This window comes from Gammaproteobacteria bacterium, from assembly GCA_035279405.1.
GTDB lineage: Bacteria > Pseudomonadota > Gammaproteobacteria > Natronospirales > REEB76 > REEB76.
On the sequence record DATEHU010000026.1, the window covers coordinates 119,815 to 139,973 of the forward strand.

Genomic DNA, 20,159 nt, shown 5'->3' on the forward strand with positions numbered 1-20,159 from the left:
GCGCGCGGTCAGATTTCGCCGCCCGCGCGCGCGGTCAGCACTTCGTGGCCGGATGCCGTGACCAGTAGGGTGTGCTCCCACTGCGCAGAGAGCGAATGATCCTTGGTTACCACGGTCCAGCCGTCCGGCAGCAGACGCACGTGACGTTTGCCGGCGTTCACCATCGGTTCGATGGTGAAGGTCATGCCCGGCTGAAGTTGCAGGCCGGTGCCGGGCGCGCCGTAATGCAGTACCTGCGGATCCTCGTGATACACGCGGCCGATGCCATGACCGCAGTATTCGCGCACCACCGAGTATCCATGCTCCTCGGCGTAGCGCTGGATGGCATGACCGATGTCACCGAGCTGCACGCCGGGTTTGACCATCTCGATGCCGGTGAGCATGGCGTCGTGCGTGACCTGCACCAGCCGACGCGCAGCTACCGAGGGTTCGCCCACGTAGTACATCTTGCTGGTGTCGCCGTGGAAACCATCCTTGATGACGGTCACGTCAATATTGAGGATGTCGCCGTGCTTGAGTTTGCGGTCGCCCGGAATCCCGTGGCACACGACATGGTTCACCGAGGTGCACAGGGTCTTGGGGAAACCGTGGTAGCCGACGTTGGCCGGGATTGCATGTTGCACGTTGACGATGTAATCGTGACACACGCGATCGAGTTCCTCCGTGGTCACGCCCGGCTGTACATAGGACGCGATCGTATCGAGCACCTCGGCCGCAAGCCGCCCGGCCACGCGCATCTTGGCTTGTTCTTCCGCGGATTTGATGGTGACGGGCATGTGAGTTCGGTTGAATAAATGGGGCCGCCGATGTGCGGCGCAAGCCCGGGTCAGCGTTGCCGTTGTGGGCGGCTTATGGTATAAAGCGCGGCCTTTTTTGGCAAACCGCCGGCTGCAGGCCGGCGAATTTCACTAAACCCACACATACACCGATACCGCTCGCGGGGTGCCCGCCGGTCCGCTTGGACCAGGGTTGCGATTCGGGGTGTATGGAGGCATAACCCCTGGAACCTCCGGGTTCCGAACCGCACGGAGTACATCCATGGGCGAGCTGTCCATGCGCCAGATGCTGGAAGCTGGCGTGCATTTCGGCCACCAGACACGTTATTGGAACCCGAAGATGGCACCGTACATCTTCGGCGAGCGCAGCCGTATCCACATCATCAATCTGGAAAAGACGCTGCCGCTGTATCGCGAGGCGCTGGAGTTCGTCAAGCGCCTGGTGACCGACGGCGGCACGCTGCTGTTCGTGGGCACCAAACGCGCGGCGCGCGAGGCCGTCAGCGCGCAGGCGCAGCGCTGCGCCATGCCGTACGTCACACAACGCTGGTTGGGCGGTACCCTCACGAATTTCAAGACCGTGCGCCAGTCCATCAAGCGCATGCACGAACTCGATGTGCAGTCGGAGGACGGTACCTTCGAACGCCTGGGGAAAATGGAAGTCATCCGCCTGCGTCGCGAGATGGAAAAACTGGAAAAAAGCCTGGGCGGCATCAAGGACATGAACAACCTGCCGGACGCGCTGTTCGTGATTGACGTTGGCCACGAGAAGATCGCGGTCAGCGAGGCGCGCAAGCTGGGTATTCCCATCGTGGCCATCGTGGACACCAACAACGCGCCGGACGGCGTGGATTACGTGATTCCCGGCAACGACGACGCGATTCGCGCCATTCAGCTGTACGCCGAGGGTGTGGCGGATGCGGTGCTCGCCGGGCGCGAATCCATGCCGCAACTCGCGGGCAGCGACGAAGATGAGTTCGTGGAGCTGGATGAGCACGGCAATCCGAAGCGCGGCCGCGGCCGCCGCCGGGCACCGGTGAAAATGACCACCGCCAAAAAGCCTGCGGCGCGGCGCAAACCCGCGGAAAGACCTGCGGCCCCGGCGCCCGCGCAAGCGACCGCCCCCGCAGCGCAGGCGGCACCGGCGGATGCGGCTGACGGGACTCCGGTACACAAACCCGTGGTGCGCAAAAAGTCGCCGGTCAAAAAAGCCGCGAGCCACAAGCGCGTGGCCAAGAAAGACAAAGCCGAAGACAGCACCGAGTAGCACCGCGACACTCCGGTGCGACGGCAGCCGGTGCGGGTTGGCACACGTTCACTACAGGATTTTGCATGACGATTTCAGCCTCTTTGGTCAAGGAACTGCGCGAGCGCACCGGCGCCGGCATGATGGAGTGCAAGAAGGCGCTGGCAGAAACCGGCGGCGATCTGGAACGCGCCGTCGAGCACATGCGCAAGGCCGGACTCGCCAAGGCCGACAAGAAAGCCGGGCGCATTGCGGCCGAAGGCCGGATTGCGATTGCGCAGATGCAGGGCGCAGTCGCCATGGTCGAGGTGAATTGCGAAACCGACTTCGTCGCCAACGGCGAGGACTTCAAGGCATTCGCCGCGCACGTGGTACAAGCGCTGCTCGAACAGGCACCACAGGATCCCGCTACGCTCGACACGCTGCGGCTGACGGGCGGCGCCAGCGTGGATACCGCACGCCGCGAACTGGTCGCCAAGATCGGCGAGAACGTGAGCGTGCGGCGCGGCACGTACTTCAAAAGTGGCGCAACACTCGGCAGTTATCTGCACGGCGCGCGCATCGGCGTGCTCGTGGAGTTGCAGGGCGGTGATACCGCCCTTGCCAGGGACATCGCCATGCACATAGCTGCCAGCCGGCCGCTGTGCGTGAGCCCCGATCAGGTGCCGGCCCAAGTGCTCGACAAGGAACGCGAAATCATCCGCGCCCAGTCCGCCGATAGCGGCAAGCCGGAAGCGATCGTCGAGAAGATGGTCGAAGGACGGCTGCGGAAATACCTCGGGGAAATCACCTTGCTGGGCCAGCCGTTCGTCAAGGAACCGGAGATCACCGTGGACAAACTGCTGGCGCGCCATGGCGCCAAGGCATTGCGATTCGCGCGCTTCGAAGTGGGCGAGGGTATCGAAAAGAAGCAGGAAGACTTCGCCGCCGAGGTCAAAGCCCAGGCCGCGAAAACCGCCTGAAGCGCGCCGCCGCAACACGGGCGGCGGCGGTTTACGGTACAATTCCGCCGGGAGCCCCGCGTTGCGGGGCTCTGCATATCCCTGGCGTGGCGGCGCATCAATGTCGAACCCGGCTCCGGCCTACCGGCGCATACTTCTCAAGCTGAGCGGCGAAGCCCTCATGGGCCGCGTCGACTACGGCGTCGATCCGGTCGTCATCAAGCAGTTGGCCGAAGAAGTGCGCGCGGTGCGCGATCTCGGCGTGCAAATCGGCATGGTCATCGGCGGCGGCAATATTTTCCGTGGCGCCGGGCTGGCGCGCGCCGGCATGGACCGCATCACCGCGGACCACATGGGCATGCTGGCCACCATCATGAATTCCCTCGCCATGCAGGACGCGCTCGAGCGCCTGGGCGTGTACGTGCGCGTGATGTCGGGACTGAGCGTCAACGAGGTGTGCGAGGACTACATCCGCCGGCGCGCGGTGCGCCACCTGGAAAAGGGACGGGTGTGCATCTTTGCGGCCGGCACCGGCAATCCGTTCTTTACCACCGACACCGCCGCGGCGCTGCGTGCCATCGAAACCGGATGCGAGCTGCTGCTCAAAGCCACCAAGGTGGACGGTGTGTATGCCGCTGATCCCAAGCAGCATCCGCAGGCGCAGCGCTACGCGCACATCACCTATGACCGGGTACTGGCCGACAAGCTCGGGGTCATGGATGCCACCGCCGTCGTCCTGTGCCGCGACAACAATATTCCACTGCGAATCTTTGATCTCACCCGTGCCGGCGACCTGCTGCGCATCGTCCAGGGCACCCCCAATGTGGGTACCCTGGTGGATAACGGAGGTTCAACATGACGACTGACGATCTGAAGAAGCATGCGGATGGCCGCATGCAGAAAGCCGTGGACACGCTCAAGGATGTGCTCGCCCGGCTGCGCACCGGCCGTGCCCACACCAGTCTGCTGGATCACATCCGCGTGGCCTATTACGGATCGGAAGTTCCGCTCAACCAGGTGGCCAACGTCAGCGCCTCGGATGCACGCACGCTCAACATCACGCCCTGGGAAAAGCAGATGATCCCGGTGATCGAGAAGGCCATTATGACGTCGGATCTGGGCCTGACCCCGGCCACCGCCGGCAACGTGATTCGCGTGCCCATGCCGCAGCTTACCGAGGAACGGCGGCGCGAAATCATCAAGCTGGCGCGCCAGGAAGCCGAGGGCGCGCGCGTGGCCATCCGCAATGCGCGCCGCGATGCGAATACGGAACTCAAGACCGCGCTCAAGGACCGGAAAATCACCGAGGACCAAGAGCGCCGCACCCAGGATGACATTCAGAAGCTCACCGACCGGCATATCGCGGGCATAGACAAGATTCTGGCCGCCAAGGAAACCGAGCTGCTGGAAGTCTGAACCTTGCCTGAGGCGCGGGGCAGCGCGCCGGAATTCACCCCATGACGAAAGATGAAGGCTCTAGTCTGCCGCGCCACATTGCCGTCATCATGGACGGTAATGGCCGCTGGGCGCAGCGTCGTCTGCTGCCGCGCCAGGCCGGCCATCGTGCAGGTCTCACCGCGGCGCGCCGCCTGATCGAGGCCTGCGTGCAACGCGGCATCGGCGCACTCACCCTGTTTGCCTTTAGCAGCGAGAACTGGCGGCGCCCGCAGCCGGAGGTTGGCAGTCTCATGGGCTTGTTCATGAACGCGCTGGAAAGCGAAATCGCGGAACTGCACAAGAACAAGGTACGCATGCGCTTCATCGGTGCACGTGAACAGTTTTCGGCGGCGCTGCAACAGGGCATGCGTGAATCCGAAGAGTTGACGGCCGGCAATAACGGCCTGGTGTTGAACATCGCGGCGGGTTACGGTGGACGCTGGGATTTGTTGCAGGCCGCGAGGCGCCTGGTGGGCGAGGCCGTAAGCGGGCGCTTGCGTGTCGAGGAGTTGGACGAACCGCAAGTGTCGCATGCGCTGGCGCTCGCGGAGCTGCCGGATCCCGATCTCTTCATCCGCACCGGTGGCGAACAGCGCATCAGCAATTTTCTGTTGTGGAATCTGGCGTACACCGAGCTGTATTTCACCGAGGTGCTGTGGCCGGATTTTGATGCTGCGGCGCTGGAGGCGGCGTTGAGCTGGTTTGCGCAACGCCAGCGGCGTTTCGGCCGCACACCCGAACAGACCCGGGACGCGGATCATGCTTAAGCTGCGCATCCTCACCGCCGCAATCCTGGTGCCGGCAGTCGTGGCGCTGGTGTGGTTTGCACCCACTTGGGCGCTGGGTCTGGCGGCCGGAGTGGTGGCGCTGGTGGCCGCGTGGGAATGGACCGCCCTGTCCAGACTGCGCGCGCCGTGGCTGCAAGCCGCTTTCACACTGCTGCTGGCGGTGCTGCTCATCTGCTTCTGGGTGCTGCGGCACAACAATTGGGTGCTGTGGATCACGACTGGGGCGGCGCTGGGCTGGTGGTTGTTCGCGCTCGTCTGGATCGCCGTCTGGCGCAGGGAATTTGCGCTGCCCGTAAAATTGCTGTGCGGCCTGCTGACAATCCTGCCCGCGTGGGTTGCCACCATCGCACTGCATGCCAGTGTCGACGGCCGGCGCAAGCTGCTGTTCCTGCTGGTGCTGATCTGGGCGGCGGATATTGCCGCGTATTTCGCCGGGCGGGCCTTCGGGCGGCGCAAGCTTGCGCCCGAAGTGAGCCCCGGCAAAACCTGGGAGGGCGTCGCCGGTGCTACGCTGGCGCTACTGGCTGTAGCCTGCGCCGGTGTGTTCTGGGCGCTGCCGGCCGGCGGCTATGCTCTTATTCTGGTGTGTGTACTCACAGGCTGGCTGTCCATCGTGGGCGATCTTTCCGAAAGCATGTTCAAACGTGAAGCCGCGCTCAAGGACAGCGGCCGGCTGTTTCCCGGTCACGGCGGCGTGCTCGACCGCATTGACAGCCTGACGGCCGCGCTGCCGGCTTTCTGGCTGGGTCTGGCGATCCTGGAGCGCCTGAAATGAAGGGCGTGACGATCCTCGGCGCCACCGGCAGCATCGGCATGAGCACCCTGGATGTCGTCGGGCGCCATCGCGAGGACTACCGCGTGGTGGCGCTGACGGCGCGCAGCAATGTCGAGCGCCTGCTCGGCCAGTGCCGCGAGCACCAGCCGGATTATGCGGTGATGGTGGAGGAGGCCGCGGCACGGGAATTGCGCGCGCAGCTCAAGGCGCAAGGCCTGAAAACCGAAGTGCTCGCGGGTGCGCGCGCCCTGGAAGACGTCGCGGCGCTGCCGGAGAGCGACTGCGTGATGGCTGCGATCGTGGGCGCGGCCGGGCTGCTCGCGACGCTGGCCGCCGTCAAGGCCGGCAAGCGCGTGCTGCTCGCCAACAAGGAATCGCTGGTCATGAGCGGTGCGCTGTTCATGCAGGCGGTGCGCAGTTACGGCGCCGAACTGCTGCCAATCGACAGCGAGCACAACGCGCTGTTTCAGTGCATGCCGAACGGGTATCGTGCCGGCGCACGTCCCGAGGGTGTACGCCGCCTGCTGCTCACCTGCTCGGGTGGGCCGTTCCGCGGCTGGTCGCGGGAACGGCGGCACACGGCCACGCCGGATCAGGCGTGTGCGCATCCGCGCTGGAAAATGGGGCGCAAGATTTCGGTGGACTCCGCCACGCTCATGAACAAGGGCCTGGAAGTGAACGAGGCATGCTGGCTGTTTGACCTGCCGCCCGAGCGCATCGATGTGGTGGTGCATCCGCAGAGCGTGGTGCACTCGCTGGTGGAATATGCCGACGGTTCGGTGCTGGCGCAGCTCGGCAATCCGGACATGCGCACGCCCATCGCCTGCGGGCTCGCCTGGCCGGAGCGCATCCAGGCCGGCATCCAGCCGCTGGACCTGTTCGGTGTGGCGCATCTGGATTTTGAACCGCCGGATTTCGCGGCGTTCCCGTGCTTGAGTCTGGCCATCGAAGCGGCCAAGACCGGTGGCAGCGCGCCGCTGGTGCTGAACGCTGCCAACGAAATCGCGGTGCAGGCGTTTTTGTCGGAACGGCTGCGGTTCACGGCGATTGCCGAGGTGGTGAGCGAGACCCTGGAACGCTGTCCTTCCGCGGCCGCTGGTTCCATTGAAGAGGTGCTCGACTGTGACCGGCGTGCGCGCAGCATGGCGACCGGGATTGCCGCGCAGGTGATGGGGCAGGCGTCGTGAACGTACTTATCAGCATCGGCGCGTTTTTGGTGGCCATCTGCGTGCTCATCATCTGGCACGAGTTCGGCCACTTCGTCGTGATGCGCGCCTTCGGCATCAAGGTGCTGCGTTTCTCCGTATTTTTCGGCAAACCGCTGCTGCGCTGGCAGCGTACTCCTGAGTCCACTGAAATCGCCGTCGGCTGGCTGCCACTCGGCGGCTACGTCAAACCGCTCGACGAGCGCGAGGGCGAGGTGCCGGAGGCCGAGAAACACCTGGCTTTCAACCGCCAGTCATTGCCCAAGCGGTTTCTGTCGGTGCTGGCCGGACCGGGCTTCAATTTCGTGTTTGCGATCATTGCCTATTGGGTGATTTTCATGATCGGCGTGCCCGGCATTCGCCCAATCGTGGGCGAGATCCGGGCCGGCTCGCCCGCCGCAATCGCCGGTTTGCAGCCGCAGGACGAGATTGTGTCCGTCAACGGTCACGCCACGCCTACCTGGGATACCGCGGTCGTGCACCTGTTCGAAGGCGTGTTGCAGAGCCATCGCATCGAAGTGACCGTACGTACTCCGCAACATGCCGAACGCCAGTTGCTGCTTCCCGCTGCCGACACCCGTGCGCTCACGATGCCGGGAGCACTACTCACAGGTCTGGGATTGAGCCAGTGGCAACCGCAGGCCGCGCCCGTGGTGGGACAGTTGGCCGCGGATGGCACCGCCCGGCAATCGGGGCTGAAACCGGGAGATGTCATTCTCGAAGTCGGCGGCACGGCACTTACCGGTCCGGGCCAACTGGCGAAAGTTCTGCAGGCTGCGCCACAGCAGACGCTCGAGATCCTGGTGCAACGGGGCAAGCAGCGGCTGAATTTATCGCTGCGCGTGGGCGCGCAGGAAGTTGACGGCAAAGTCGTCGGTCACATCGGCGCCGAGCTCGGGTATCCCGCCTGGGTGTTGCAGCGTCTGGAGTCCGAAGAACGGTATAATCCCGCGGCCGCTCTGGGCCGTGCCGTGGTGCGCACCGGCAGCCTGGCTTGGCTCACCCTGGATGCTTCCTGGAACATGGTGATCGGCAAGGTTTCGCTGCGCAACCTGAGCGGGCCGATAGACATTGCGCGCTACGCTGGCTACACCGCGGAGAGCGGCCTGGTGCCGTTTCTTGCGTTTCTGGCCATCGTGAGTATCAGCCTCGGGGTGCTGAATCTGTTGCCGGTTCCGGTGCTGGACGGCGGCCACCTGCTGTACTACGTCATGGAGGCGATCAAGGGTTCACCCCTGTCCGCCCAGGCGGAGATGACCGGTCAGCGTATCGGGTTGACGCTGATCCTGATGTTGCTGGGTTTTGCCGTCTACAACGATCTGCTGCGACTGTTTGGGTAAGGAGGACGAGTGGGTCTGTTAAAAGGCACCGGGATAATCCTGGCAACGCTGTTTGTCCTGATGCTCACTCTTCCTGCCGCCCGGGCGGATGAGTCGTTCGTGGTGAAGAAGATCGAGATCGTCGGCCTGCAGCGCATTTCCCAGGGCACGGTCTTCGACTATCTGCCCATCAATATCGGCGATCAGATCGACGCCACCCGCATCCAGGACGCCATCCGCGCGCTTTACAAGACCGGATTTTTCCGCGACGTCGCCATGCGCCGCGACGGCGATACGCTCATCATCGTCGTGCAGGAGCGTCCCTCGATTGCGAGCTTCGTGGTCACCGGCAACAAGCTTATCAAGAGCGACGACCTCAACAAAAATCTCACCAAAGCCGGCCTGTCCACCGGGCAGATCTTTAACCGCGTGACCCTGGATGGATTCCTGCAGCAGCTCACCGACGAGTACTACAGCCACGGCCACTACGGTGTGGTCATCACGCCCACGATCACCGACATCGGTGACAACCGCGTCAACGTGGCGGTGAAGATCAACGAAGGGGCGACCGCCAAGATCCGCGCCATCGACATCGTCGGAAACCATGCGTTCTCGGAGGATGAGCTGCGCGATGTATTCAAGCTCAAGGTGGCGGATTTCTGGACCTTTTTCGGCAGCTCCGACGAATACGCGCGTGAAAAGCTGGTCGGCGATCTGGAGTCCTTGCGCTCGTATTACATGGACCGCGGCTACGCGGACTTTGCCGTGGATTCCGCGCAAGTGGCGATCTCGCCGGATCGCACCAGCGTGTACATCACGGTGAATATCAGCGAGGGCGCGATTTACAAGGTCAAGGACGTGAAGCTTGCGGGCCAGTTCGTGGTGCCGGAAGCGGTATTGCGCAAACTGGTGCTGGTCAAGCCGGGCGAGACGTTTTCCCTGCAGCTTGCCACCACCACCACCAAGCTGATGCAGGCGCGGCTGGGCGAGGACGGCTATGGTTTTGCCAAGGTCAATTCCATTCCCGACATCGATCGCAAGGATAAATTGGTATCCATCACGTTCTTTGTCGAGCCCGGCCCGCGGGTGTACGTGCGGCATATCAATTTCAGCGGCAGTTCCGGTACCGATGACGTGGTGTTCCGCCGCGAGATGCGCCAGTTCGAGGGCACGTGGCTGTCGAACGTGGACGTCGAGCGTTCACGGGTGCGCCTCAATCGTCTGCCGTGGGTGGAAAATGCGACGGTCAAAACCGTGCCGGTGCCCGGAACCAATGACATGGTGGACGTGGATTACACGCTCACCGAGCGCCCGGCGGGCACGGCGCAGGTGGGAGTGGGCTACGGCAGCCTGAGCGGCCTGGTGTTGAGCGGGCAGATCGTGAACGCCAATTTCCTGGGAACCGGCGAGCGGCTGGAAATCAATGCCAACCGTACCTACATCGGCCACACTTATTCCGGAAGTTTCACCGATCCCTATTGGACCGTGAATGGCGTGAGCCGCACGATTTCCCTGTTCCAGAGCCAGTCTTCTTCCATCACCGTCAACAGCGCACCGCTGTCCACTAATTCCTACGGCGGCAGCCTGAGCTTTCTCATGCCGCTCACCGAGGTGAGTTGGTGGGGCTTGGGCGCAACGTATTCGCACAATGAGCTGTTCACGCAATCGGGCTCGTCACAGCAATACGTGGCTTTCATTTCCAATCCGCAGAACGGCAAAGTCGTGAATACGCTGGGTGCCTGCTCGGATGCGCGCGGATTCTTTTTCCTGTGTCCATACCCGGCGCTGCAGTACAACACGCTTGAGGGCAAGTTGAGTTATGTACGAGATACCCGCGATCGCATTATCTTCCCGACCAGCGGCTCGCAGGAAACCCTGAGTCTGACCGCGGCTTTGCCGGGATTCGATCAGCAATACTACATACTCACCTACCAGCAGCTGGCCTTCATCCCGCTGTTCAAGGGATTCATTTACGGCATCAACGGCGAAGCCGATTACGGCGCACCCTATGGCAAGACCGCCACCTACCCGCCTTACAAGAATTTCTTCGTGGGTGGCGCGGACACGGTGCGCGGCTGGCAGGTGGCGACACTCGGCCCCAAGGATTCCTACGGCTTTCCGTTTGGCGGGCGTGCTGATTTCTGGATCCAAAACGAGCTGATATTCCCGAATTTCGGCAAGAGTGACAATACCTCCGGCACCGGGGGTACCGGCTCAAGCCGCTGGGCACTGTTCATCGATGCGGGCAATGCGTTTGCCGATCCCGGTGATTTTCGCTGGAATCGGCTGCGGGTTTCCGCGGGCCTGGCCGCCACCTTCCTGACACCGCTCGGCGCTATGAAATTCAGTTATGCTTTCCCGCTGAATCCCAAACCCGGGGATTTGACGGAGCGCTTCCAGTTCACCCTCGGTACTTATTTCTGATGGTTACGGAGATCACTATGCGATTCGCTTACCGTATGTTGCTGATGGTCGCCGTTGCCGCGCTGTTGCTCGGCGCCGGGACGCTGCGTGCCGCGGAACTCAAGATCGGCGTAGTCAACATGCAAGCCTTGATGAAGGAGTCGCCACAGGCCAAAGCGGCGGAAGCAGACATGCAGAAGAAATTCGGCAGTCGGCGCAGCACGCTGCTTGCGCAGGAAAACAAGGTCAAGGCCTTGCAGGAGCAGATCAACCGCAATGGCTCGGTGATGAGCGCCTCACAGTTGCAAAGCCTGCAGAATCAGCTGGATGCCGATCAGCAGGATTTGAGCCGCAAGGAAAGCGATTTTCAGGCGGACTTGAATCAATGGCAGAACCAGAAGCTCGGCGCCATCCAGGAAGTCGTGGTCAAGGAAGTGCAGGCCTTTGCCAAGGCGCACAATTACAACCTGATCGTCGGCCTGGGCATCGTGTATGCCGACGGCACGGTGGACGTGACCGATCAGGTGCTGGCGCAGTTGCAAAAGGACTACAAGGCGTCGGCCCCTGCGGCGGCCACGGGCGGTAGTTGAGGTCGAGCGGCGCGTGGCGGCGGAATACACGCTGGCCGAACTGGCGGAAAGCTGCAGGGCACAGGTACGCGGCGATGCCAGTGTGCGTGTCCACAGCGTAGCCACGCTGGAGCATGCAGGTCGCGGCAGTATCAGCTTTCTTTCGAATCCGCACTATCGGCGTTATCTGGCGGGCACGCGCGCCTCGGCAGTGATTCTGGCGCCGGCCGATGCGGACGCCTGCCCGGTGCCCGCACTGGTGGTGTCCAACCCGTATCTGGCGTATGCGCGTGTCGCCGCCATGCTGGCGCCGGCAGCGCCGGCTCGGCAGGGAATTGATCCCGCCGCCCGGGTGCATCCCGCAGCCAAAATTGCCGCCAGCGCCTGGATTGGTCCCGGGGCGGTGATTGAGGAGACGGCGGAGATTGCCGCCGGTGCTGCCGTCGGACCCAACTGCGTAGTGCTGCGCGCGGCGCAGGTGGGCGAACACTCGCATCTGGTGGCCAACGTCACGCTCGCCGAGCGCGTGCAGATCGGCAGGCGCGTGCTGGTTCATGCCGGTGCGGTCATCGGCGCGGACGGCTTCGGTATCGCGCGCGACGACGAACGCTGGGTCAAGGTTCCACAACTGGGCTCGGTGGTAATCGGTGACGACGTGGAAATCGGCGCCAATACCACCATTGATCGCGGTGCGCTCGATGACACGCGCATCGAGAATGGCGTGAAGCTGGATAATCAGATTCAGATCGGGCATAACGTGCACATCGGCGCGCACACCGCCATCGCCGGTTGCGTGGCGATTGCCGGCAGCACGCGCATCGGCAAACGCTGCATGATCGGCGGCGCCGCCGGCATCGTCGGGCACATCGAGATTGCCGACGATGTCGTGATTACCGCGATGACCCTGGTGAGCCACTCGATACACGCGCCCGGGGTGTACTCCGGCAGCGCCCCTATGGATCGTGCGGCAAAATGGCGCAGGAACAGCGTGCGCTTCCGTCAGCTGGATGATCTGGCGCGGCGTCTGCAACAGCTTGAGCAAAAGTTGAAGGACTGAAACAGCATGTCAACGGCATCGTCCCTGGATATACACGCGATCCTGCGTCAACTGCCGCACCGCTACCCGTTCCTGCTGGTGGATCGGGTGCTGGAGTGCGTGCCCGGCAAGCGCCTGGTCGCCATAAAGAACGTCACCATCAATGAACCGTTTTTCCCCGGTCATTTTCCCCATCGGCCGGTGATGCCCGGGGTGCTGATCCTCGAGGCCCTGGCCCAGGCCACGGGGCTGTTGGCATTTGCCAGTCTGGGCCACGCGCCCCAGGCCAACGAACTGTACTATTTCGTCGGCATCGACAAGGCGCGCTTCAAGAAACCGGTGGAACCCGGCGACCAGGTGCTGCTCAAGGTGGAATACCTGTGGGACAAACGCGGCGTGTGGAAATTCGCCACCCACGCCGAGGTGGATGGCCAGATGGTTGCGGAAGCGGAACTCATGTGCGCGGCGCGGGAGTTCGAGGCTTGATTGACGCGCGCGCCGCCGTGGATCCGGGCGCACGGCTGGCGGCGGATGTCACGGTCGGGGCCTTCGCGGTCATCGGTGCGCAGGTGGAAATCGGTGCGGGCTCGGTGATCGGGCCGCATGCCGTGATCCAGGGTCCCACGTGCATCGGCCGCGACAACCGCGTCTTCCAGTTTGCCTCGATCGGCGGCATTCCCCAGGACATGAAATATCACGGCGAGCCGACCTGGCTGGAAATCGGCGACCGCAACACATTCTTTGAATGCGTCACCATCAATCGCGGTACCGCGCAGGACCGCGGCAAAACCACCATTGGCAACGACAACTGGATCATGGCCTACGTGCATGTGGCGCATGATTGCCAATTGGGCAATCACATCATCATGGCCAACAATGCCACGCTTGCCGGGCACGTGAACATCGAGGACTGGGCGATACTCGGCGGGTTCACCAAAGTGCACCAGTTCTGCCGCATCGGTACCCACAGTTTTACCGGCATGAACGTGGACCTGAGCCGCGACGTTCCGCCCTACATGATGATTTCCGGCACACCGGCCGAGCCGCGCGGCATCAACAGCGAAGGCCTGCGTCGCCGTGGATTCGATGCCGCGCAGCTGCGTAACATCAAAAACGCCTACCGGGTGTTGTATCGTTCGGATCTGCGTCTTGCGGAAGCGCTCGCCAAGCTGCGCGCGCTGAGCGCCACTCAATCCGAGTTGCAATGCCTGGTGGAGTTTCTGGAAGCGAGCGAGCGCAGTATCACGCGCTGAGAGTACGGCAGGACAGCGGGGCGCAGCCGGGCATGTTGCGAATTGGAATGATTGCAGGCGAAAGTTCCGGCGACCAGTTGGGGGCCGGGCTGATGCGCGCCATCCGTGCGCGCGTGCCGGATGCCGAATTCGAGGGCGCCGCGGGCCCGGCGATGATCGCGGCCGGTTGCCGGCCCCTGGTACACGCCGAGACGCTTGCGGTCATGGGCATCACCGAAGTGCTGGCGCACCTGCCGCGTTTGATGCGGCTGCGCCGGCGCCTGTACAAACATTTCCTGCAACACCGTCCCGATGTGCTCATCGGCATCGACATGCCGGATTTTAATCTCGGTCTCGAATCCAGGTTGCGCAAGGCCGGAATCCGCACCGTACATTACGTCAGCCCTTCGATCTGGGCCTGGCGCGCACGCCGTGTATTCAAGGTCGGCAAGGCCGCGGAGCTGGTGCTCACGCTGTTGCCATTTGAACAGCCGCTGTACGCGCAACATGGATTTCATGCCGTGTACGTCGGCCACCCGCTTGCGGATCGCGCGCCGCGCAGTCTGGACCGCGGCGCGTTGCGTCGCGGCCTGCATCTGCCGGTCGAGGATGCGCTGGTGGCCTTGTTGCCCGGCAGCCGTTTCACCGAGGTGGAACGCCTGCTGCCGGTGTTCCTGGAAACCGCGCAGTGGCTGGCGAACCACCTGCCGCAGCTAAGATTCGCCATGCCCGCCGCATCGCCGGCGCTCAGCCGCCATATCAAGAATCAGGTGCGCATGCTGGTGCCCGATCTTCCGGTCACCGTGATCGAGGGGCATGCGCAGGAGATTCTGGGAGCGGCCAATGCCGCACTCATTGCCTCCGGCACCGCCACCCTGGAAGCCATGTTGTGGCGCTGCCCGATGGTGGTCGCCTACCGCCTGTCCGCCGGCAGCTACGCGCTGGTCAAGGGCCTGGGACTGTTGCGAGTGCCGCATGTGGCCTTGCCGAATCTGCTGGCGGGCCGGGAGGTGGTACCGGAATTTCTGCAATACCGGGCGCTGCCGCTCAATCTCGGCAATGCCATACTGCGCCTGCTGCAGGATGCGCGTGCGCGCGATGCCCAATTACAGAGTTTTGCCGAGCTGGAACGGGGCTTGCGCTTGGGCGCGAACGAGCGTGCCGCCGCCGCGGTTCTCGCTCTGCTGCAACGACCGGCGGCGACGCCGCAGGCGCGCACGCGGTCGCGCGCCGATGGTGCGATCTCATGACACAGGCACACAGCCATATTCTGGTCGCCGGCGTGGACGAGGCCGGACGCGGGCCGCTTGCCGGTCCGGTGGCCGCCGCCGCGGTGATTCTGCGCGCCGCAGTGCCGATAGCGGGATTGCGCGATTCCAAACAACTCACGGCCGCGCGCCGCGAAACGCTTGCGGCTGAAATTCGCGCGCTGGCCGTGGCCTGGGCAGTGGGTTGGGCGGATGCCGCGGAGATCGATCGCATCAACATCCTGCAGGCCTCGCTGCTGGCGATGCAGCGCGCGGTGATGGCATTGGCGGTGACGCCGCAGCGCGTGCTGGTGGACGGCAATGTGTGCCCACGCCTGGACTGCCCGACAGAGGCGCGCGTGCAGGGCGATTGCAGCGTAGCCGCGATCAGTGCCGCGTCGATTCTTGCCAAGGTTGAACGCGACGCGCTCATGTGCCGCATGGATGCGGAATTTCCGCATTATGGTTTTGCGCTGCACAAGGGTTATCCGACGCCGGCACACCTGCGGGCGCTCGCAAGTCACGGACCCTGCAGCATCCACCGCCTTTCATTCGCGCCGGTGCGGCGCGTCCTGGAGCACTGAGATGAGTGCGGCTCCGGGTTTCGTGCACCTGCGCCTGCACAGCGAGTATTCGCTGGCCGACAGCGTGATCCGCATTCCCGAATTGGTAGAGGCCGTGGCGGCGGCGGACATGCCGGCCGTGGCGCTCACCGATCAGGGCAATGTGTTTGCACTCGTGAAGTTTTTCCGCGCGGCGGAAGCCGCCGGCATCAAGCCGCTGATCGGCGCGGATTTGCGCCTGCGCGACACCGAGGCGGACAGCAGCAGCCGGTTTACGCTGTTGTGCTGCGATGCACGCGGCTATCGCAATCTGTCGCAGCTGATTACGCGCAGCTATCTCGAGGGTCAGCAACGCGGCCAACCGGTGCTGGAGCGCGCCTGGCTGGCGGAACACTGTACCGGATTGATCGCCCTGTCCGGCGCGCGTGAGGGCGAGATCGGCCGCGCGTTGCTCGCCGGCCGCGACGCCCAGGCGCAGTCGCTGCTTGAGGAATGGGCGCGGTGGTTTCCGCAGCGCTTTTATCTGGAACTCCAGCGCACCGGGCGTGAAGGCGAGGAGGAATATCTGCGCACGGCGGTGGCCCTGGCGGCACGCAGCGGCTTGCCGGTGGCGGCCACCAACGACGTGCGTTTCCTGCAGGCCGCGGACTTCGGTGCGCACGAGGCGCGCGTCTGCATCCAGGAGGGCTACACGCTCAACGATGTGCGGCGGCCGCGGCGTTACAGCGAACAGCAGTACCTGCGCAGCACGGCGGAAATGCAGCAGCGCTTCGCGGATCTGCCGGAAGCCCTGGAAAACAGCGTCGAGATCGCGCGCCGCTGCAATTTCAGCCTGGAGGCGGGGAAAAATTTCCTGCCGGCCTATCCGGTGCCGTCCGGCATGGATATCGGGAGCTTTCTGCGTGCCGAGGCCGAGCGCGGGCTCGCGCGGCGGCTGCATGCCGTGGCCGCGGTTGAGGACAGCGCACACATGCAGCCTTACCGCGAACGTCTGGCGAGCGAAGTCGACGTGATTCTGCGCATGGGATTTGCCGGCTACTTCCTGATCGTGGCGGATTTTATCCGCTGGGCGCGCGAGCACGGCGTGCCCGTGGGTCCGGGCCGAGGCTCGGGAGCGGGCTCGCTGGTGGCGTACGCGCTCGGCATCACCGATCTCGATCCGTTGCAGCACCATTTGCTGTTCGAGCGTTTCCTCAATCCCGAACGCGTCTCCATGCCGGACTTCGACGTGGACTTCTGCATGCAGGGGCGTGATCGCGTGATTGACTACGTGGCCGGGCGCTACGGCCAGGGTCATGTGGCGCAGATCATCACCTTCGGCAGCATGGCTGCACGCGCGGTTGTGCGCGACGTCGGTCGGGTGCTGGGGCACAACTACGGCTACGCGGACCAGATTGCCAAGCTCATTCCCTTCGAGCTGGAAATGACGCTCGACAAGGCGCTGGCCCAGGAACCGGAGTTGCGCAAGCGCTATCAGGAAGACGACGAGGTGCGCCAGCTGATTGATCTGGCGAAATCCCTCGAAGGCCTGGCGCGCAATGCCGGCAAGCATGCCGGCGGCGTGGTGATTGCGCCCGCGGAGCTCACCGATTTCATGCCGCTGTACTGCGAAGCCGGTGGCAGCCACCCGGTCACGCAGTTCGACAAGGATGACGTGGAGGCCGTGGGTCTGGTGAAATTCGATTTTCTCGGCCTGCGCACGCTCACCATCATCGACTGGGCGGTGAAGAGCATCAACGCGCGCCGTACGGACAAGGATGAACCGCCGCTCGACATCGCCACCCTGCCGCTCGACGACCCGGAAGTCTTCAAGCTGTTCCGCGCGGCACGCACGGTCGCGGTATTCCAATTTGAAGGCGGCGGCATGCAGCGTCTGCTGAAAGACGCGCACCCCGACCGCTTCGAAGACCTGATCGCACTCAACGCCTTGTTCCGTCCCGGCCCCATGGAGCTGATTCCCAATTACGTGGCGCGCAAGCGCGGGCGCGAACCCGTCGTCTATCCGGACGCGCGCGTCGAGCCGATCCTGAAGGAGACCTACGGCATCATGGTCTATCAGGAACAGGTCATGCAGATGGCGCAAATCATCGGCGGCTACACGCTGGGTGGCGCCGATCTGCTGCGCCGTGCCATGGGCAAGAAAAAGCCCGAAGAGATGGCGCAACAGCGCACGATTTTCCGCGAAGGCGCCGCTCGAAACGGGCTGGCCGCTCACAAGGCCGACCGGATTTTCGACCTCATGGAGAAATTCGCGGGCTACGGTTTCAACAAGTCGCACGCCGTGGCCTATTCCCTGGTGGCGTATCAGACCGCCTGGCTCAAGGCGCACTATCCGGCGGAATTCATGGCGGCGGTGTTGTCCTCCGACATGGATCACACCGACAAGGTGGTCGGTCTAATCGATGAATGCCGCAAGCTGGAGCTCGAAATCCGGCCGCCGGACATCAATCGTTCCGAGTACCTGTTCACGGTGGTCGATGCACGCAGCATCAGTTATGGTCTGGGCGCCATCAAGGGCGTGGGGCTGGCGGCCATCGAAGGCGTGCTCGCCGAGCGCCGCGCACACGGCGCTTACCGCAATCTCGAGGATTTCTGTCGCCGCATCGATCTGCAGAAAGCCAATCGCCGCGTGCTCGAGGCGCTGATTCGTGCCGGCGCCCTGGATACCTTCGGCATCAATCGCGCCACACTCATGGCGCGTCTGCCGCAGGCACTGGCGGCGGCGGATCAGGGCAGCCGTGCGCAGGACGCCGGGCAGGTGGATCTCTTCGGTCTGGCCGGCGCGGCGGCGCGCATGCCGGCGCAGCCATCGGCCCGCGAGCTGCCCGACTGGGAGGAGGACGAACGCCTGCGCGGTGAGCGCGAAACCCTGGGGCTGTATCTCACCGGTCATCCGGTAACACGCTATGCCGCGGATCTGCAGCATGTGGTGAGCGCGCCCCTGGCGGAGCTTGCGGATGCCGCGCCGCCCGCCGGCGATCGCGGCCAGGTGTTCGCGAGCGCGCGTAACGTGACCGTGGCCGGACTGGTGGTGGAGATGCGCCGCCGCGGCGGCCGCGTCAACCTGACGCTGGATGACCGCAGCGGCCGGCTCGAACTCACCTTGTTCGAGGAGGTGTTCAATCGCTTCCGTACCCTGGCGGTCAAGGACCGGGTGGTGGTGGTGGAAGGGCGGCTCACCTTCGACGAGTTCAGCGACGCCTGGCGCGTCACCGTCAAAAACATGTATGGGGTGGACGAATTGCGCGAGCGTTACGTGCGCCGCCTGGATGTGGACTGGACGGAGCAGGCCGGAGCGGATTTCCCCGGGCGCCTGCAGGATGCACTCAAACCGTATCTGGGGGGGCGTTGCGCGGTGTGGGTATGCTATGCGGAGGCACAGGCCAGCGTGCCGGTTTTCCTGGGCGACGCCTGGCGGGTGCATCCGGCCGAGATGCTGGTGCGCCGGCTGCAGGCGTGGCTGGGCGCCGACAAAGTCCGGTTGCATTACGGCGCCCGCCCCATGGAACCAGCCGGTGAGCGGGCCAGTGCCTGAGCGTCCCGGGTGCGCCGACCGTGGACCGGAGCCCGGACTCTGTGCATCCGGGGGGTTGCCCGCCGCCAGGCCAGCCGGTAACGTTTGCCCTTCCTGAGAGGTCCGGCCGCCGCGATGAAATTCAGTTTCCTTGAATTCGAACAGCCGATTGCCGAGCTCGAAGCCAAGATCGAGGAATTGCGCTTCGTGGGCGACGAATCCGCGGTCAGCATCACCGACGAAATCGAGCGCCTGCAGGCCAAGAGCCGCATGCTCACCGAGACCATCTTCTCGAACCTCAGCGCCTGGCAGGTCGCGCAACTCGCGCGCCACCCGCTGCGGCCCTACACGCTGGATTACATCGGGCGCATCTTCACCGACTTCGAAGAACTGCACGGCGATCGCGCCTTCGGCGACGATGCGGCGATGGTCGCGGGTGTCGCGCGTCTCGACGGCCGGCCGGTGATGATCATCGGCGAGCAGAAAGGCCGCGATACCAAGGAGAAAGTGCGGCGCAATTTCGGCATGCCGCGTCCCGAGGGTTATCGCAAGGCTTTGCGCATCATGAAGCTCGCGGAGCGCATGCGCCTGCCGCTCATGACCTTTATCGATACGCCCGGCGCCTACCCGGGCGTGGGCGCCGAGGAACGCGGCCAGTCCGAGGCCATCGCCCGCAACCTGTTCGAGATGTCCGAGCTGCGCGTGCCGATCATCGCCACCGTGATCGGCGAAGGCGGTTCCGGCGGCGCGCTCGCGATTGGCGTGGGCGATCGCGTGCTGATGCTGCAATACAGCATTTACTCGGTGATTTCACCCGAGGGTTGCGCCTCGATCCTGTGGAAGAGCGCGGACAAGGCCAGCGACGCCGCCGAGGCCATGGGCATCACCGCCGAACGCCTCAAGAACCTCGGGCTGATTGATGCGGTGCTCAAGGAACCGCTGGGCGGCGCGCACCGCAATGTGGATGCCATGGCCACCGCCGTCAAGAAAGCGCTGGTGGACAATCTCAGCCGTCTGGAGCACGTGTCCATGGATGAGCTGCTGGAGATGCGTTACAAGCGCTTCACCTCCTTTGGCACGTTCAAGGAGTGACGCTGCATTCGTCCGG

18 protein-coding genes are annotated in these 20,159 nt (G+C 64.0%); 17 read left to right on the plus strand and 1 reads right to left on the minus strand.

The annotated features are described in order from the left end of the window. Positions 1-8: 8 nt before the first annotated feature. Entirely contained in the window at positions 9-776 is a 768-nt protein-coding gene (gene map / locus VJR90_04035; protein ID HKV96648.1) for a type I methionyl aminopeptidase, read from the minus strand. 262 nt (positions 777-1,038) lie between these two features. Between map and rpsB the strand changes: the two genes are divergently transcribed. From rpsB to accA, 17 genes are all read left to right on the plus strand, one after another. Continuing rightward, positions 1,039-2,043: a 30S ribosomal protein S2 gene (gene rpsB / locus VJR90_04040; GenBank protein ID HKV96649.1), complete on the plus strand. Its 1,005-nt coding sequence runs from the start codon at positions 1,039-1,041 to the stop codon at positions 2,041-2,043. A gap of 65 nt (positions 2,044-2,108) precedes the next feature. After that, complete coding sequence (gene tsf, locus VJR90_04045) at positions 2,109-2,984, plus strand: translation elongation factor Ts (protein HKV96650.1); 876 nt, start codon at positions 2,109-2,111, stop codon at positions 2,982-2,984. A 100-nt stretch (positions 2,985-3,084) separates the two neighbouring features. After that, a complete protein-coding gene (gene pyrH, locus VJR90_04050) occupies positions 3,085-3,822 on the plus strand; it encodes a UMP kinase (protein ID HKV96651.1) in 738 nt (245 codons plus the stop codon). After that, positions 3,819-4,379, plus strand: coding sequence for a ribosome recycling factor (gene frr / locus VJR90_04055; protein HKV96652.1), 561 nt, complete (start codon positions 3,819-3,821; stop codon positions 4,377-4,379). Before pyrH ends, frr begins: the two co-directional genes overlap by 4 nt. Before the next feature lie 41 nt (positions 4,380-4,420). Continuing rightward, the gene (uppS, locus tag VJR90_04060) at positions 4,421-5,167 is read left to right on the plus strand and encodes a polyprenyl diphosphate synthase (GenBank protein HKV96653.1); all 747 of its coding nucleotides are present in this window, start codon (positions 4,421-4,423) and stop codon (positions 5,165-5,167) included. Then, on the plus strand, positions 5,160-5,963 hold the full coding sequence (locus VJR90_04065; protein HKV96654.1) for a phosphatidate cytidylyltransferase: 804 nt from the start codon (positions 5,160-5,162) through the stop codon (positions 5,961-5,963). The genes uppS and VJR90_04065 overlap by 8 nt, the downstream gene beginning before the upstream one ends. After that, entirely contained in the window at positions 5,960-7,150 is a 1,191-nt protein-coding gene (ispC, locus tag VJR90_04070; GenBank protein ID HKV96655.1) for a 1-deoxy-D-xylulose-5-phosphate reductoisomerase, read from the plus strand. The genes VJR90_04065 and ispC overlap by 4 nt, the downstream gene beginning before the upstream one ends. Continuing rightward, entirely contained in the window at positions 7,147-8,508 is a 1,362-nt protein-coding gene (rseP, locus tag VJR90_04075; GenBank protein ID HKV96656.1) for an RIP metalloprotease RseP, read from the plus strand. Before ispC ends, rseP begins: the two co-directional genes overlap by 4 nt. A gap of 9 nt (positions 8,509-8,517) precedes the next feature. Further along, a complete protein-coding gene (gene bamA / locus VJR90_04080; protein ID HKV96657.1) occupies positions 8,518-10,911 on the plus strand; it encodes an outer membrane protein assembly factor BamA in 2,394 nt (797 codons plus the stop codon). A gap of 17 nt (positions 10,912-10,928) precedes the next feature. Continuing rightward, on the plus strand, positions 10,929-11,480 hold the full coding sequence (locus tag VJR90_04085) for an OmpH family outer membrane protein (protein ID HKV96658.1): 552 nt from the start codon (positions 10,929-10,931) through the stop codon (positions 11,478-11,480). Positions 11,481-11,493: 13 nt separating this feature from the next. After that, positions 11,494-12,516: a UDP-3-O-(3-hydroxymyristoyl)glucosamine N-acyltransferase gene (gene lpxD, locus VJR90_04090; GenBank protein HKV96659.1), complete on the plus strand. Its 1,023-nt coding sequence runs from the start codon at positions 11,494-11,496 to the stop codon at positions 12,514-12,516. Positions 12,517-12,522: 6 nt separating this feature from the next. Further along, positions 12,523-12,981, plus strand: coding sequence for a 3-hydroxyacyl-ACP dehydratase FabZ (gene fabZ, locus VJR90_04095; GenBank protein ID HKV96660.1), 459 nt, complete (start codon positions 12,523-12,525; stop codon positions 12,979-12,981). Then, positions 12,978-13,748, plus strand: a complete 771-nt coding sequence (gene lpxA / locus VJR90_04100; GenBank protein ID HKV96661.1) for an acyl-ACP--UDP-N-acetylglucosamine O-acyltransferase — start codon at positions 12,978-12,980, stop codon at positions 13,746-13,748. The genes fabZ and lpxA overlap by 4 nt, the downstream gene beginning before the upstream one ends. 32 nt (positions 13,749-13,780) lie before the next feature. Further along, positions 13,781-14,977 (plus strand): lipid-A-disaccharide synthase, encoded by a 1,197-nt coding sequence (gene lpxB, locus VJR90_04105; protein ID HKV96662.1) that lies wholly within the window; start codon positions 13,781-13,783, stop codon positions 14,975-14,977. After that, complete coding sequence (rnhB, locus tag VJR90_04110; GenBank protein HKV96663.1) at positions 14,974-15,558, plus strand: ribonuclease HII; 585 nt, start codon at positions 14,974-14,976, stop codon at positions 15,556-15,558. Before lpxB ends, rnhB begins: the two co-directional genes overlap by 4 nt. Before the next feature lies 1 nt (position 15,559). Continuing rightward, on the plus strand, positions 15,560-19,072 hold the full coding sequence (gene dnaE, locus VJR90_04115; GenBank protein HKV96664.1) for a DNA polymerase III subunit alpha: 3,513 nt from the start codon (positions 15,560-15,562) through the stop codon (positions 19,070-19,072). Positions 19,073-19,186: 114 nt separating this feature from the next. Next, on the plus strand, positions 19,187-20,143 hold the full coding sequence (accA, locus tag VJR90_04120) for an acetyl-CoA carboxylase carboxyl transferase subunit alpha (GenBank protein ID HKV96665.1): 957 nt from the start codon (positions 19,187-19,189) through the stop codon (positions 20,141-20,143). The last annotated feature ends 16 nt before the right edge of the window (positions 20,144-20,159 follow it).

What these genes read in the sequence shown, in the direction of transcription:
- fabZ (HKV96660.1), top strand. Translation starts at nt 12,523, where the DNA reads ATGTCAACGGCATCGTCCCTGGATATACACGCGATCCTGCGTCAACTG.
- lpxB (HKV96662.1), top strand. Translation starts at nt 13,781, where the DNA reads ATGTTGCGAATTGGAATGATTGCAGGCGAAAGTTCCGGCGACCAGTTG.
- uppS (HKV96653.1), top strand. Translation starts at nt 4,421, where the DNA reads ATGACGAAAGATGAAGGCTCTAGTCTGCCGCGCCACATTGCCGTCATC.
- map (HKV96648.1), bottom strand. Translation starts at nt 776, where the DNA reads ATGCCCGTCACCATCAAATCCGCGGAAGAACAAGCCAAGATGCGCGTG.
- VJR90_04085 (HKV96658.1), top strand. Translation starts at nt 10,929, where the DNA reads ATGCGATTCGCTTACCGTATGTTGCTGATGGTCGCCGTTGCCGCGCTG.
- pyrH (HKV96651.1), top strand. Translation starts at nt 3,085, where the DNA reads ATGTCGAACCCGGCTCCGGCCTACCGGCGCATACTTCTCAAGCTGAGC.
- VJR90_04065 (HKV96654.1), top strand. Translation starts at nt 5,160, where the DNA reads ATGCTTAAGCTGCGCATCCTCACCGCCGCAATCCTGGTGCCGGCAGTC.
- accA (HKV96665.1), top strand. Translation starts at nt 19,187, where the DNA reads ATGAAATTCAGTTTCCTTGAATTCGAACAGCCGATTGCCGAGCTCGAA.
- tsf (HKV96650.1), top strand. Translation starts at nt 2,109, where the DNA reads ATGACGATTTCAGCCTCTTTGGTCAAGGAACTGCGCGAGCGCACCGGC.
- rnhB (HKV96663.1), top strand. Translation starts at nt 14,974, where the DNA reads ATGACACAGGCACACAGCCATATTCTGGTCGCCGGCGTGGACGAGGCC.
- rpsB (HKV96649.1), top strand. Translation starts at nt 1,039, where the DNA reads ATGGGCGAGCTGTCCATGCGCCAGATGCTGGAAGCTGGCGTGCATTTC.
- ispC (HKV96655.1), top strand. Translation starts at nt 5,960, where the DNA reads ATGAAGGGCGTGACGATCCTCGGCGCCACCGGCAGCATCGGCATGAGC.
- dnaE (HKV96664.1), top strand. Translation starts at nt 15,560, where the DNA reads ATGAGTGCGGCTCCGGGTTTCGTGCACCTGCGCCTGCACAGCGAGTAT.
- frr (HKV96652.1), top strand. Translation starts at nt 3,819, where the DNA reads ATGACGACTGACGATCTGAAGAAGCATGCGGATGGCCGCATGCAGAAA.